We start from the raw sequence: 15,179 nt of genomic DNA on the forward strand, positions 1-15,179 counted from the left end.
GGCGGCCCGGTTCGGGCCGCGCGGGCCTTACATCCGGAACACGCCGAACTTGGTTTCAGGGATCGGCGCGTTCAGTGCGGCCGACAGGCCCAGGGCCAGCACGCGCCGCGTGTCAGCGGGGTCGATCACGCCGTCGTCCCACAGCCGGGCACTGGCGTAATAGGGATGGCCCTGCTCTTCATACTGCTGGCGAATGGGCGCCTTGAAGGCTTCTTCTTCGTCGGCGCTCCACTGACCGCCCTTGGCCTCCAGGCCGTCGCGCTTGACGGTGGCCAACACGGATGCAGCCTGCTCGCCGCCCATCACCGAGATGCGGGCGTTGGGCCACATCCACAGGAAGCGCGGGCTGTAGGCGCGGCCGCACATACCGTAATTGCCGGCGCCGAAGCTGCCGCCAATGATGACCGTGAACTTGGGAACCGCGGCGCAGGCCACGGCCGTCACCATCTTGGCGCCGGCGCGGGCAATGCCTTCGTTTTCGTACTTGCGCCCCACCATGAAGCCGGTGATGTTCTGCAGGAAGACCAGGGGCACCTTGCGCTGGCAGCACAGCTCGATGAAGTGCGCGCCCTTGTTCGCGCTCTCGGCGAACAGGATGCCGTTGTTGGCGACGATGCCCACCGGCATGCCCTCGATGTGCGCAAAGCCGCACACCAGGGTGGCGCCGTAGCGGCTCTTGAATTCGTCGAACTTCGAGCCGTCGACCACGCGGGCGATCACCTCGCGCACGTCGAAGGGCTTGCGGGTGTCGGTGGGAATCACGCCGTGCAGCTCGGCCGGGTCGTAGGCCGGAGCCTCGGGGGCCTGCAGCTTGAGGCCATGGGTCTTGGCCCAATTCAGGCTGCCCACCACCTGGCGTGCCAGAGCCAGGGCATGGGTGTCGTTCTCGGCCAGATGGTCGGCCACGCCTGAGAGGCGCGTGTGCACATCGCCACCGCCCAGGTCCTCGGCGCTCACCACCTCACCGGTGGCGGCCTTCACCAGCGGCGGGCCGCCCAGGAAGATGGTGCCCTGGTTCTTGACGATGATGGTCTCGTCGCTCATCGCCGGCACGTAAGCGCCGCCGGCCGTGCAGGACCCCATCACCACCGCGATCTGCGGGATGCCCAGGGCGCTCATATTGGCCTGGTTGAAAAAGATGCGGCCAAAGTGATCGCGGTCCGGGAAGACCTCGTCCTGATTCGGCAGATTGGCGCCGCCGCTGTCCACCAGATAGATGCAGGGCAGGCGGTTTTGCTGCGCAATCTCCTGCGCCCGCAGATGCTTCTTCACGGTCAGCGGGTAGTAGGTGCCGCCCTTCACCGTGGCGTCATTGCACACGATCATGCATTCCACGCCGCCCACACGGCCGATGCCGGTGATGACGCCTGCGGCCGGGGCCGAGTCGCTGCCGTCCTTCTCCTTGTAGACATTCAGTGCCGCCAGGGGTGCCACTTCAAGGAAGGGCGAGTCGGCGTCCAGCAGCAGCTGCACGCGGTCGCGCGGCAACAGCTTGCCGCGCGCCGTGTGCTTGGCCCGCGCGGCCTCGCCGCCGCCTTGGGCAATGCGGGCGAGCTTGGCGTGCAGATCATCCAGCAGCGCCTGCATGGCTTGAGCGCTGGCCTGGAAGTCGGCGGAACGGGGATTGAGCTTGCTGGTGATCTGAGCCATGACGGAGAGGGGCGTCGCAGGGGCCGGCATTCTCGCCTGACCGATCGGTCGGGCAAGTCGGAGACTCCGGGGCCGGGGTGAGGCATCAGACGCATCGCCTGTTTCGCAGCCGGCATGACCACCCCTGCTGCCCGGCACTAGGATGCCCGGCATCGAAAAAGGAAACCCCATGGAAGCAGCCAACGACAGCCTGCGGGCCGAACGCCTCGCCCAGATCGATGCCATTGCCACGGCCAGACTGAGTGCCGAACGTCGCGCGGCATTCAGCGTCTTCGCCCAGGATTGCCTGAGCCAATTCGATGCCGACGACCTGGCGCAGGAAAGCGCCGAGGACCTGGCCGGCGCCCTGCTGTCGCACTGGCAGTTCGGTCAGCAGCGCGCGCCCGGCGGCCCCAAGGTGCGGCTGATCAATCCGAATGTGGGCGAAGACGGCTGGGCCGCACGCCATTCGGTGCTGGAGATCGTCAATGACGACATGCCCTTCCTGGTGGACTCCACCACGGTGGAGATCAATCGCCAGGGTCTGACCCTGCACTTCATCGTCCACCCGATCTTTGCCGTGGCCCGCGATGGCGCCGGCAACCTGACGCAGCTGGCCCGCCCGGCCGAGGCGGGCGATCTGCCGCGCGAGAGCTGGATGCAGATTCAGGTGGACCGCATCGTCGATGTGGAGCGCCGCCAGGCCCTGGTGCAGGGCATCGAGTCCGTGCTGGCCGATGTGCGCGCCTCGGTGACGGACTGGAAGCCCATGCTGGCGCGCCTGGCCGAGGCGATTGCCGAGCTGGACCGGGTGCCGCCCTCGGTGGATCCGGCCGCCGTGGCCGAGAGCCGCGACTTCCTGAACTGGCTGGCCGACGACCACTTCACCCTGCAGGGCTACCGCCAGCACGAGCTGCGCAGCGAAGACGGCGAGGAAGTGCTGCACCTGGTGCCGGGCTCCGGCCTGGGCGTGCTGCGCGAGAGCGCCGAGGAGCAGCGCTCCGCCAGCTTCTCGGTGCTGCCACGCGAGGCCAAGGCCCTGGCACGCGCGCCGCTGCCGGTGCTGGTGGTCACCAAAGCCAACAAGCGCAGCACCGTGCACCGCCCGGGCTACACCGACTATGTGGGCGTGAAGCGCTACAACGCCGCCGGCGAGGTGGTGGGCGAGCACCGCTTCCTCGGCCTCTACACCTCCACCGCCTATATGGCGCGGGTGGCCGAGACGCCGCTGATCCGCGGCAAGGTGGAAGCCATTGCCCGCCGCGCCGGCTACCCCAAGGGCTCGCACCGCGCCAAGGCGCTGGCGCACACCCTGGAGACCTACCCGCGCGACGAGCTGCTGCAGGGCAGCGAGGCCGAGCTGTTCGAAACCGCGATGGGCATCCTGGCCCTGGGCGACCGTCAGCGCCTGCGCCTGTTCCTGCGCCGCGACCCCTTCGACCGCTTCATCTCCTGCCTGGTCTATGTGCCGCGCGAGAGCTTCGGCACCGAGCTGCGCATGCGCATCCACGACATCCTGATGGCGGCCTTTGCCGGCATCAGCGCCGAGTTCGAGGTGATGCTGGGCGAGGCCGGCCTGGCGCGCATCCATTTCTCGGTGCGCACCACGCCCGGCGCCATCCCTGAGTACGACCGCAAGGACCTGGAAACCAAGCTGGCCGCCGCCGCGCGGCGCTGGAGCGACCAGCTGCGCGACGCCCTGGTGGAAGCCGAGGGCGAGGCCCGGGGCCTGGCCCTGTTCAAGGCCTGGGAAGACAGCATCCCAGCCGACTACCGCGCCCGCGTACCAGCGCGCGCCGCCGTGGCCGATGTGCGCAAGTTCGCGCAACTCAGCCCCGAGAACCCGGTGGCCGTGGCGCTGTACCGGCCGCTGGGGGCCGAGCCCGACCAGTGGGGCTTCAAGGTCTACCGCCTGGGCGGCGCGGTGGTGCTGTCCGACAGCCTGCCGATGCTGGAGCACATGGGCGTGCGCGTGATGGGCGAGCACAACCACCGCATCGCCGCTGGCCGGGTGGCCGTGCACGACTTCGACCTGCGCGCCCAGGTGCCCGACCACATCGATGTGCAGACCATGGCCCCGCTGTTTGAGCAGGCCTTCACCCAGGTCTTTGCCGGCCAGGTCGAGAACGACGACTTCAACAAGCTGGTGCTGCGCGCCGGGCTGCCGTCCGAGGACGTGGTGATCCTGCGGGCCTATGCCAAGTACTGCAAGCAGATCGGCTTTGCACTCAGCCAGTCCACCATCGAGGCCACCTTGGCCAGCCATGCCCCCATCGCGCGCATGCTGGTGCAGCTCTTCAAGCTGCGCTTTGATCCGGTGAACGCCAACCCCGAGGGCGAGGCCTCGCAGGTGCGCGCCATCGAGCTGGCGCTCGAAAAGGTCAGCGGCCTGTCCGAAGACCGCGTGCTGCGCCAGCTGCTGGCGCTCATCCAGTGCACGCTGCGCACCAACTTCTGGCGCACCGGCAAGGGCCATAGCGGCGAAGCCGGTCCGCGCCGCGAATTCCTCAGCTTCAAGTTCGACTGCGCCCGCGTGCCCGGCCTGCCCGAGCCGCGCCCGCTGTTCGAGATCTTTGTCTACGCCCCGCGCTTCGAGGGCGTGCACCTGCGCGGCGGCAAGGTGGCGCGCGGCGGCCTGCGCTGGAGCGACCGCCTGGAAGACTTCCGCACCGAGGTGCTGGGCCTGGTGAAGGCCCAGATGGTGAAGAACACCGTGATCGTGCCGGTGGGCTCCAAGGGCGGCTTCGTGCTGAAGAAGGCGCCGCCGAATGGACCCAACCCCAGCGACCGCGAGGCCTTCATGAAGGAAGGCGTGGCCTGCTACCAGAACTACCTGCGCGGCCTCTTGGACCTGACCGACAACCTGGTCGGCGGCAAGGTCGTCCCGCCGCCGCACATCCACCGCCACGACCCGGACGACGCCTACCTGGTGGTGGCGGCCGACAAGGGCACGGCCACCTTCAGCGACTTCGCCAACGCCGTGAGCCTGGAGTACGGCCACTGGCTGGGCGACGCCTTTGCCAGCGGCGGCAGCGTGGGCTACGACCACAAGGCCATGGGCATCACCGCCCGCGGCGCCTGGGAGTCGGTCAAGCGCGCCTTCCGCGAGATGGGGCACGACTGCCAGACCCAGCCCTTTACCGTGGTGGGGGTGGGCGATATGTCGGGCGATGTGTTCGGCAACGGCATGCTGCTCTCCACCCAGATCCAGCTGCTGGCCGCCTTTGACCACCGCCACATCTTCCTGGACCCCAACCCCGACTGCGCCACCTCCTTCGCCGAGCGCCAGCGCCTGTTCGCCCTGCCCCGCTCCAGCTGGGCCGACTACGACAGCAACTTGATCAGCGAGGGCGGCGGCGTGTGGTCGCGCAGCGAAAAGTCCATTCCGCTCTCGCCCCAGGTGCGCGAACGTCTGGGCATAGCCGCCGAGCGCCTGACGCCGCTGGAGCTGATGCATGCGCTGCTCAAGGCCCCGGTGGACCTGCTCTACAACGGCGGCATCGGCACCTATGTGAAGGCCAGCAGCGAAAGCCACGCCCAGGTGGGCGACCGCGCCAACGACGCGCTGCGCGTCAATGGCAATGAGCTGCGCTGCAAGGTGGTGGGCGAAGGCGGCAACCTGGGCTTCACCCAGCGCGGCCGCATCGAGGCCTCGCAAGCCGGCGTGCGTCTGAACACCGACGCCATCGACAACTCGGCCGGGGTGGACACCTCGGACCACGAGGTCAACATCAAGATCTTGCTCGGCCTGGCCCTGGCCGATGGCGAGATGACCGAGAAGCAGCGCAACACCCTGCTGGCCCAGATGACCGACGAAGTCGCCCAGCTCGTGCTGCGCGACAACACCTTCCAGACCCAGGTGCTGTCCGTCACCAACCGGCTGGGCAAGGCGCTGCTGGAGCAAGAGGCCCGCTTCATGCGCTTCCTGGAAAAGGCCGGGCGCCTGAACCGCGCCATCGAGTTCCTGCCCAGTGAGGACGAGATCGCCGAGCGCAAGGCCGCGGGCGGCCAGCTCACCACGCCCGAGCGCGCCGTGCTGCTGGCCTACAGCAAGATGTGGCTGTTCGACGAGATCATGAACAGCGACCTGCCCGAGGACCCCTGGGTGGCCACCGCGCTGCAGCGCTACTTCCCGGTGCCGCTGCGTGAGCAGTTGGGCAGCTACATCCCGCGCCACCCGCTGAAGCGCGAAATCATTGCCACCCATGTGCTGAACAGCATGGTCAACCGCGTCGGCGCCACCTATGTGCACCGGCTGGTGGAGATGACCGGCGCCAAGCCCGCTCAGGTGGTGCGCGCCTACCTGATGGCGCGCGAGGTGTTCGGCCATGTGCCGCTGTGGCAGCAGGTCGAGGCGCTGGACAACAAGGTGCCCGACGCCATCCAGGCCGAGCTGCTGATCGAGGAAGGTCAGCTCACCTCTCGCGCCACCACCTGGTTCCTGCGCTCGCGCCGGCTGGGTGAGGCCCTGCAACCCACCATCGAGCGCCTGCAACCGGCCGTCAGCGCGCTGGCGGCCCGTCTGGCGCCCGAGGCCCAGGCCAGCGAGCGCGCGCAGCGCTGGATCAGCGCCGGCGTGCCTGCCGCGCTGGCCGCGCGCGTGGCGGCGGCCGAGTCCCTGCTCTCGGCGCTGGATGTGGCCGAGGTGGCGGATTCGGTGCAGCGCGGCTTTGATGAAGTGAGCGCCGTGCACGTGGCTGTGGCACGCCAGCTCGGCCTCTCGCGCCTGGCCGCACTGATCGAGCAACTGCCCGCCAGCAGCTACTGGGAAAGCCGCGCCAAGAGCGCGCTGGGCGACGACCTCGCCAGCCTGCAACGCCAGCTGTCGCAGGACGTTCTGGCAGGCGGCAGCGGCTCGCTCGACGAGATGCTGGCCCGTTGGCAGCAACTCAATGCCGCCACCCTGGAACGCGCCCAGCGCCTGCTGGCCGATCTGGCCGAGACGCGGCAGGCGGATCTGGCCATGCTGTCGGTGGCGATGCGGGAGTTGCGCAACCTCGTTTGAGGAGGGGGCCGGCCGGGCGAGGCAAGCCCGGCCCGGCCCACCGGCCCAGCACAAGCGCCTGGCCTGGCGGAAGCACGGCAAGGGGTGGGCAAAGACAGCTTGCGTTGAAGTGCGCTTGAACTTTCAAGATCGCGGCACTGCAACTTGAAGGCTGTTTGACGCCATGAACTCCACCGCCCCTGTCGCCGCGGCCACCACGCCGCGGACCACCCTGCACCGCCTGCTGAAAGATGCGCTGGCCTTTGGGCCGCACTATGACGGCGCCATGAGCAACCACCTGCCCATGGCCCTGCATGCGGCCTGGGAACTGGGCGCCAGCGAGGCCCGTTTGCAAGCCCTGTTCGCCCATGAAAGCGGCAAGCTAGAGCCGGCGCCCGCAACCCAACCCCTGCCCGCACTGGCCCGCCAACCGCAGGGCTGGTTGGCTTGGCGCGGGCAGCGCGAGGCCTATCCGGTGTTGCTGGCCTACTTCCGCGAGCGCCTGGCGGGCGCCAGCGCGGATGCCGTCCTGACCGAGCATTTGCCAGCCTTGCTGCCGGGTTGGCATGCCTTCGCCTTCCACGGACTGATCCGCACCGCCCATGCCTATGAGGCGGGCCTGCAAGACGAGTTGGCGGCCGCCCTGGCCACCTGGGCGGCCTGGTACGAAACCCTGCCCCCGGGCCAAGCGCCCGAAGCACGCCTGGCACTGGCCGACTGGGTGACGGCTTGGCGGGCGGATGCGGGGGGCTGGCGCAGCGACCTGCCCATGATCACCTGGCGGGTGCAGGCGGCCACCCTGAGCCCCTGCTACACCCGCTGGGCCGAGGCCCTGGCACCGGCGCCAAACCTGGCTGAGCGGGTTGACGAGCTACAGGACCTGGCCCTGCACATTTATCTGCACAGCCGCAACTTCACGGTGCTGCACCTCATCACCGGCCTGCGCGCTCTAAGGGTTCTGCTGCCCCTGCTCCCGGCGAACGGCGCCCACGAAGCGCTGCAGGACATCCTGGCGCGCGCGCTGCTCACCGGCTGGCTGGCCGCGCGCCTGCAATGGCTGCCGGAAGAGGCCATGCCCCAACCTCTGCCGGACTGGGCCAGCCTGAAGGCGGACGCGCTGACGCGCAGCGACGAGCACGTGATCAAGCTGGCCCACGCCTGCTGGCAAGAAGATGGACGCCGGCCGGACCCGCGCTGGCGTCAGGCGGTGCGGCTCTTGCTGGCGCATGGCCATGGTCGCCCGGCCACGGCCTCTTGAAGGATCACAGACTCTCAGCGCTTCACCGCGCCAAAGGGGTCACCCGCCCGCCAAACCGGCAGGGCTTCGGCATCGGCCACCGCGCGGCCCAGGTTCAGGGTGTACTGAGCTTGCTCGCGCATGCCGGCCAGATCCCAGCTCGGGTCGTAGCGGTCGCTGGGCTGGTGGTAGCGCTGGCTGTAGGCGCGGCGCTTTTCGGCCACGGCGGGTGAGGCATCGAGGTACTGGCCGCCGCTGCTGACCGAAAAGGCCGGCACGCCCGCCTTGGCAAAGCTGAAGTGGTCGCTGCGGAAAAAGTAGCCGCCCACATCGACGCGCGGCGGCGCGATGCTCAGGCCCATCGTGCCGGCCACCTGCGCGGCCAAGGCGCCCAGATCGCTGCGCTCGGCGCCATGGGCGCCAATGTCGCGCGTGCGGCCGACGAAGTTGAGCGTGTCCAGATTGAGGTTGGCGGCGGTGCGGCTCAGGGGCCAGAGCGGCTGCTGGGTGTACCAGGCGCTGCCCAGCAGGCCCTGCTCTTCGGCCGCCACCCACAGAAACATCTGGCTGCGCCGTGCCGGCTGGCGCACGGCGGCCTGGGCCATGGCCAGCAGCGCGGCCGTGCCCGAGGCGTTGTCCACCGCGCCGTTGAAGATCTGCGTCTCGCCGCGCTCATTCGTCGTGACGCCCAGGTGATCCCAATGCGCGGTGTAGATCACCAACTCATCCCTGAGCTTGGGGTCGTGGCCCGGCACCAGGCCAGCCACATTGAACTGCTCCAGGCGTCGCAGCGCCGAATGAACCTCGCCGCGCACGCGCAGGCCCAGCGCCACGGGTTGGAACTCACGGGTCTCGGCCTGGGCGCGCAACGCATCCAGGTCCAGGCCAGCGGCGGTAAAGAGCTGGCGGGCCGCCGGCTCGCTGATCCAACCCTGCAGGGGCAGGCCGGGGTTGGCGCCGTCAAGCTGGAACTGCTCACCCAAAGTGCCTTGGCTGACCACACCCCAAGAAGTCAAGGTCGAGGCCTCGGTGTGCAGCACCAGCACGCCCTTGGCACCACGGCGCAAGGCCTCCTCGGCCTTGTAGCCCCGGCGGCCGTAGATCGTCATGGCCTTGCCGGCGAAGCGATGGGGTTCGGCCTCGGTGGCGTAAGGGTCGTTGGCCAACACGATCAACAACTTGCCGCGCAGGTCCTGGCCCTTGAAGTCGTCCCAGCGCTCCTCGGGTGCATGGATGCCGTAGCCGGCAAACACCAGCTCGTCGGCAAAAGTGTTGAGGGCCTGTCCGTTGGCACTGGCATAGACCCAATCCGTGCCGAACTTCAGCAGCGGCGCTGCCGCCTGCCCGCCCTCAATGTGCAGCGGGCTTTGCGCCTGCAAGGTGCGCGTGCCCAGCAAACGCACCGCCTGCCGGTAGCTGCCGCCCGGCGCGGCCGGCTGCAGACCCAGCACCTGGGCCTGGGTCTCCAAGTAGGCGACGGTCAGATCCCCGCCGCGCTGGCCGGTGCCTCGGCCCTCGAACAGGTCCGACGCCAGCAGCGCCAGGTGGGCGCGCAGGCTGCCCTCTTGGACGGGAGTGGGCTCCGCCGCCACGGGCAAAGCACTTGCTAAACAGAGCAGCAGCGAAACGGTCAGCGTGAGGGGGCTTTGCATGGGCAGGGCAGCAGGGCGGATCTCAGACAAGGCGCTCATTAGAGCCTTTGCCTGGCCTTGCCCCACCCCACCATCACGACGCCCGCGCCCCCAGCGGCCTGCCATCGGCCCCATAACGGATCGGTGCAGTGCGCAGGCCGCGTGCGTCGTACTGCAGTTGCTGCGCCACCATGCCGGCCAGCGCCGCTGGCAGGCCCGGGGGCGAGCTGGGCTGGCCCTGGCCATCGAAGTAGCGCACCCACTCCAAGCGGCTGCCATCGGCGCTATAGGTGAGCCTGCTCTCGAAGTTCAGCGCGCCCTGCATATTGCGCAGTTGCTGGCGCGTCAGGTTGCCGTGGCGGTCGTACTCGAAGGTCATGGGGCCATCCGAGCCGACCATGGCCCGGTCCTCGCCCTGCTCGCCAAAACCGCGCAGCATGAGGGCCTGACCCAGGGCGTCGTACACATGCTCGCCCATGGCCACCCTCGGCGCGTTGCCGTTCTTGGGGCGGCGCTGTAGGTCGTAGACCTGCCAGCGCACAAAGCTCCCCCAGGGGTCATAAACGATGCGGTCCACTGCCGAGCCCGAGTCCGTGGCCACCAACTCACCCTGGGCGTCGATGTTGAACAGGGTGTCCAGCAGATCATCGTGGCCGAACTCCAGGCGCACGCGATGGAACAGAAAGTCCGAGCGCACCGGTGCCGAATCGCCGTTGAGCTTGTGGCGTGACTCGATCACCACGCCGGGCTCCGGGTACTCCCAGACATAGCGGTGCGCGCCCCATTCGCCCTCCACGGGCTTGCCGTCTTTGTCGAAGTAGTGCAGCGCACTGCGGCGGCCGTGGGCGTCCAGCGTGAACTCCATGCGCCAAACCCCACCATGGGCAGCGATGCGGTCGCCAGCCTCGTTGTGGAAGCTGCGAATCTCTTTGCCCGGCGCGTACTCGATGCGCAGCTGCGGCGCCCACCAGAAGAAGCCCTCGAAGCTGCCCGGATTGCGGGTGACCTTGTCGCCCACGGCGCGCCGCACCTCAATCAGGCGCCCCTGGTCGTCGTAGCGGAAGCGGTGATGCAAGGTGGTCTGGGCCTGCTCGGCGCTGATCTCGTGGCGACCCTTCAGGGACTCCATCGGGGACTCGCGGAACACCATATGGCGGTGGTACTGCAGGCGCTCGGCCGATGCGCCGCTGGCCAGGGCCAACGCAGTGAGCAAGAACAGGACGGAGCGCTGAAAGTTCATGGAAGTAGAGGGCTGAGGGAGTCAGTCAAATGGAAGCTATGGGCGGGTCAGCACTGTCAGCGCAGAGGGTTCGATCGCCGGGAACTCAGTGACGAAAACCCGCCGACAAGATGCCGACCGTCGCGGCCGCTCATCACACAATGATCCAAACGAACACCCAGCCGCTCGAACGCCCGCCGATGGAATCAGCCCATGGAAGACCTTGACACCCTGGTTCTGCGCCAGGCCGCCCAGTGGCGGGATGGCGGCCTGGCCGCCGTCCTGGTGACGGTGGCGCGCACCTGGGGCTCATCGCCCCGGCCACCGGGCTCGCTGATGGCCATCAATGCCCGTGGCGAGACCGTGGGTTCGGTGTCCGGTGGGTGCATTGAGGACGATCTGATCCAACGCATCCGCGATGAGGGCATTGACGCGGTCTGCGCACGGCAGCGCCCGGTGCTGCTGCGCTACGGCGTCTCGGCCGATCAGGCCCACCGCTTTGGCCTGCCCTGCGGCGGCACGGTGGAGTTGGTGCTGGAGCCGCTGCAGGCACACAGCCTGATCCCGGAGCTGCTGGCCGCTTGCACGGCGCGCCAGAGTGTCGAGCGCCGCCTGCATCTGACCAGCGGGCAGGTGAGCCTGCGGCCAGCAGACGCCGATGGCCTGCCGCGCCAGGAGGGCGAGGAATTCATCACCCCCTTCGGTCCGCGCGCACGTCTGCTGCTGATTGGTGCGGGGGACTTGGCCCGCTTCATGGCCGAGATGGCCGGCAGCCTGGGATTTGAGGTGCTGGTTTGTGATCCACGCGCCGAGCAACAGGCCAGCTGGAATCTGCCAGGCGTGACCGTGAGCCCCGAGATGCCCGACGACCTCGTGCAGCGCATGCGTCCCGACGCCCGCACCGCCGTCGTCGCCCTCACCCACGACCCCAAGATCGACGACCTGGCTCTGATGGAGGCGCTGCAGTCCGAGGCCTTCTATGTCGCCGCCATCGGTTCGCGCCGGACGGCCCTGCTGCGCCGCGAGCGCCTGGCCCAGCACTTCGGCATGAACGCCAAGGCGCTGGAGCGCCTGCGCAGCCCGGCGGGGCTTTACATCGGCAGCAAGACGCCGGCCGAGATCGCCCTGTCCATCATGGCCGAGCTGGTGGCCTGCAAGAACGGCGTCACCCTGCCGCCGCAGGCCCAGGTCGAGGGCGGCAAGGCCGCGCAGGCCCCGCAGAAGGGCTTGCGCGGAACAGCCTAGCCCGCTGCGAGTCCAAATACAGCTGACCCAACCGGCACGGACCTGGACCCTGCAGGCAGCAAGGTCCAGGTCAACGCCAAGGGCTTAGAACTTGCGTTCGTAGCTCACCGAGAAGGTCACCGTGCGCGGGCCGGTGAAGCCCACCGGCATGCCATAAGTGTTGCTATAGCCGCCGCTGCCGTCTTCGTAGAGCTCGTCAATCGCCTGCACGCTCTGGCGGTTGGTGACGTTGTAGACATCCACACGCGCCGTCAGGCCCTTGATGAACTCGGGCTTGTAGGCCAGGTTCAGGTCCAGGCGGCGTTCACCTGGCAGCTTGCCGCGGCTGCCGCGTGGGCTCAGGTGGCCATCGCAATAGAACAGCCCGCCATAGGCATAGGGGTCAAAGGACGCTGGGTTGGCATCGCCGGTGCAATTCTTCGGCCGGCCCGAGGCAATCAGCAGGTTGGCACCCACGCTCCATTCGGCATTGATCTCGGCATAGCCAAAGGCCTTGAGCTGATGGGTGCGCTGGTTGGGCAAGGGGCCATAGGCGCCCAGCATCTGCTCCGGGAAGTCCCAGGTCTGGGTCTTGGACACATCGGTCTGGCCCACGTCCGAGTTGGTCTGGCCCTCGGTATTGCCGCGGTTGCGCGAATAGGTGTAGCCCACTTTGCCGTACCAGCCATTGCGCAGCGGATGCTCGGCCGTCAGGTCCAGCGCGAGATAGCTGCGCTTGGCCTTGGGGAAGGCCACGCCGGTGTCTTCGCCGCTGAAGTCGGCCGGATTCAGCTTGACCTCGCGGTACTGGCCCGGCCCCTCCAAGTCCATCAGGAATGTGTTGGACAGCCCGGGGTTGAAGATCATGCAGGAGAAGGTACTGGTCCAGTGGCTGGACACCGTGACCGAGTTGCGCGCCGCCCATTGGGTAAAGGGGCGGGTGTCGCACATGTCGTCGATGGCGGTGCGCAGCTTGCGGTAGGTGATCTTGGCACCCAGGTTGTAGTCCTTGGCCACCGCCTTCTCAAAGCCCAGGCTCAGCTCGTCCTGGTAGCTGGGGCGAAGATTCGTCGCCACCAGGGTGCGCGGGTCCTTCACCTGGCCCAGCTCGTTGTTGGGCGAACGCGGCTGGGTCAGGGCCGTCAGCCCGGTGGGGGCGCCGGTGGCGGCATCGATGCCGGTGTAGGTGAAGTACTGGCGCGTGTTCCAGCTGCGGCTGGCGTGGCGCTCACTCACCTGGTTGGGGGTTTGCACCGCATAGCGACCGGCGCTGCCGTAGAGCTTGAGACTGGCGTCGCCCATCACGTCCCAGGCGGCGGCAAAACGCGGCTGCCACTGATGATCGATGCGTAGAAATTCCTGGCCCTCGCCATTGGTGTGGCTGAAAGTCTCGTGGCGCAGACCGCCGGTCAGCTGCAGGTCCTTGCCGGCCTGCCACTTGTCTTCCAGGAACAGGGCCGATTGCTTGGACCCCGCATCGGTAGTGGTCTCGAACACGCTCTTGAGCACGTAATAGCCCTGAGTACCGAAGCCGCCACCACTGGCCGGCGCCACCCGCGGGCCCACGCTCATCGTGATCGGGGTGTTGGGGTCTTGGCTGCTCTTCAGATAAGCCCAGACATTGGCGCCCGGACGCTGGCGACCGTTGTTGATGGCGGTGATCTCGTTGCGATCCCAGCCGGCGCGCAGGCTGTGCTCGCCCAAGCGGTAGTCCAGGTCGATGCGCGAGGCCACGACCTCATCCTTGGCCCCCTTGGGGATGATGGTGGAGTTGGTGAGGAAGGGGCTGTTGTTGCGCGCCACCAGACCGGCGGGAACGTTCTGCGGCGGCGCCGAGATCGGCGCCAGGCCGGAGAAGGAGTCGTACACATCGCGATCCGGCGAGCTCAAGCTGTGCTTGCTGACGCTCTTGCCATGGGTCAGCGACAAGCTGAGGTCGTCGCTGAGTTGCCCGTTGTACTTCAACACCGCCAGGTCGGCGCCCACCGGGGTGACGGTGTCGTAGTTCTTGTAACGCAGGCGGGCGTTGACGGTGTCGCCGCGAGCACCCGTGGCGTAGTTGTAGCCACGAATGTCGTCCTTGCGGGTGCTGTTATCGCCCACCAGGGTCAGCTCCAGTCGGTGATCGTCGTGCAGATTCCAATCCAAGCGACCGACGTAACGGCTGGTGGTCTCCACGGAATCACGCCAGCCCCAACGGTCGGAGGCGGTGCCGGCAGTGCTCAGGCGGGTCTGGCCGCTGTCGGTGCGCTGCTGCTCCAATGCCAGGAAGCCGAACAGCCGGTTCTCGATCAGCGGGCCGCCCAAGAAGACGCTGGCGCTGTTCACATCCTGCTCGCTGTCGGAGAAGCGTTGGCGCAAAGTGCCATCGGTGGTCGCGCCCTCGGGCTTGCCCGTCATGGGGTAGAAAACATCGCGACGCTTGGCTCTCAGGCTGTTCGGAGCCCAGCTCAATCGGCCGCCGCCTTCCCATTCGTTGCCACCGCTCTTGGTGATGATGTTGACCACCCCACCGAGCGACCGTCCGAATTCCACGCCGAACCCCCCAGTCAACACCTGGGCCTGCGCAATGGCGCCGAAGGGCAGCTCGCTGGAACCGAACTGGGCCCAGGCACTGGTGACCGGGAAGCCGTTGATGTAGTAAGCGTTTTCGGTGGCCGCACCGCCGCCGAAGCTGGCGCCGCGATAGCGTGGGTCGGCTGGCGCCGTTTGCGGCGCCAGCTGCACGATGCCATCCATATTGCGCGTGACCGGCAGGGCGGCCAACTGCTTGGCCGTGAAAGTGGCGCCGTTCTCCGTCGCCCCGACATCGATGACGCGGCGGCCGCCGATCACCGTGACGCGCTCCATGGCCTCGACGAAATTGGCCTGGGCACTCACCCCGATCAGCACCTCCACCTCCTGGCTGCGCAGGGTGCGCTCGCCATCGACCAAGGACACACGGTAGCGCCCCGGGGCCAGAGAGCTGACCTGGAAGCGTCCGTCGGCGCCGGCCGACACCCGGCGCTTGGCGCCGGTGGCGAGGTTTTCAATCAAGAGTTGGGTCTCGGTGCCGGCCGTGGCTTCGACGCGGCCGACGATGGTGCCCGTGGTGTTGGACTGCGCCAGGGCCGCCAGCGGCGACAGGGCCAGAGTGGCGCCCAGGCACAGGCCGGCGGCCTGGGCAATGGGATTGAGACGGGAAAGCAAAGCAAACCGGGGCATGAAATCTCCGCAGAGGTCAGGAAAAGTCCTGCGGAAATTCTGGAAATTTCA

7 protein-coding genes are annotated in these 15,179 nt (G+C 67.9%); 3 read left to right on the top strand and 4 right to left on the bottom strand.

Features of this window, described 5'->3' with window-relative positions:
- Positions 1-27: 27 nt before the first annotated feature.
- Entirely contained in the window at positions 28-1,650 is a 1,623-nt protein-coding gene (locus FF090_RS16250; RefSeq protein WP_138857719.1) for a carboxyl transferase domain-containing protein, read from the bottom strand.
- Between the two features lie 169 nt (positions 1,651-1,819).
- On the opposite strand from FF090_RS16250, the gene FF090_RS16255 reads away from it, so the two are divergent.
- Together FF090_RS16255 and FF090_RS16260 are read left to right on the top strand one after the other, a co-directional pair.
- Positions 1,820-6,634 (top strand): NAD-glutamate dehydrogenase, encoded by a 4,815-nt coding sequence (locus tag FF090_RS16255; RefSeq protein WP_138857720.1) that lies wholly within the window; start codon positions 1,820-1,822, stop codon positions 6,632-6,634.
- Between the two features lie 163 nt (positions 6,635-6,797).
- Positions 6,798-7,871, top strand: a complete 1,074-nt coding sequence (locus FF090_RS16260) for a questin oxidase family protein (RefSeq protein WP_138857721.1) — start codon at positions 6,798-6,800, stop codon at positions 7,869-7,871.
- Positions 7,872-7,885: 14 nt separating this feature from the next.
- Here the strand turns inward: FF090_RS16260 and FF090_RS16265 are convergent, their stop codons facing one another.
- Both FF090_RS16265 and FF090_RS16270 read right to left on the bottom strand, forming a co-directional pair.
- Positions 7,886-9,502, bottom strand: coding sequence for a M28 family peptidase (locus FF090_RS16265; protein ID WP_138857722.1), 1,617 nt, complete (start codon positions 9,500-9,502; stop codon positions 7,886-7,888).
- A 73-nt stretch (positions 9,503-9,575) separates the two neighbouring features.
- The gene (locus FF090_RS16270) at positions 9,576-10,721 is read right to left on the bottom strand and encodes an RHS repeat domain-containing protein (protein ID WP_138857723.1); all 1,146 of its coding nucleotides are present in this window, start codon (positions 10,719-10,721) and stop codon (positions 9,576-9,578) included.
- 192 nt (positions 10,722-10,913) lie between these two features.
- On the opposite strand from FF090_RS16270, the gene FF090_RS16275 reads away from it, so the two are divergent.
- Positions 10,914-11,945 (top strand): XdhC family protein, encoded by a 1,032-nt coding sequence (locus FF090_RS16275; RefSeq protein ID WP_138857724.1) that lies wholly within the window; start codon positions 10,914-10,916, stop codon positions 11,943-11,945.
- Positions 11,946-12,029: 84 nt separating this feature from the next.
- Here the strand turns inward: FF090_RS16275 and FF090_RS16280 are convergent, their stop codons facing one another.
- Positions 12,030-15,128 (bottom strand): TonB-dependent receptor, encoded by a 3,099-nt coding sequence (locus FF090_RS16280; protein ID WP_138857725.1) that lies wholly within the window; start codon positions 15,126-15,128, stop codon positions 12,030-12,032.
- Positions 15,129-15,179: the final 51 nt, after the last annotated feature.

Origin of the sequence: Inhella inkyongensis (assembly GCF_005952805.1) — a bacterium.
In the GTDB taxonomy this organism is placed as follows: Bacteria; Pseudomonadota; Gammaproteobacteria; order Burkholderiales; family Burkholderiaceae_C; genus Inhella; species Inhella inkyongensis.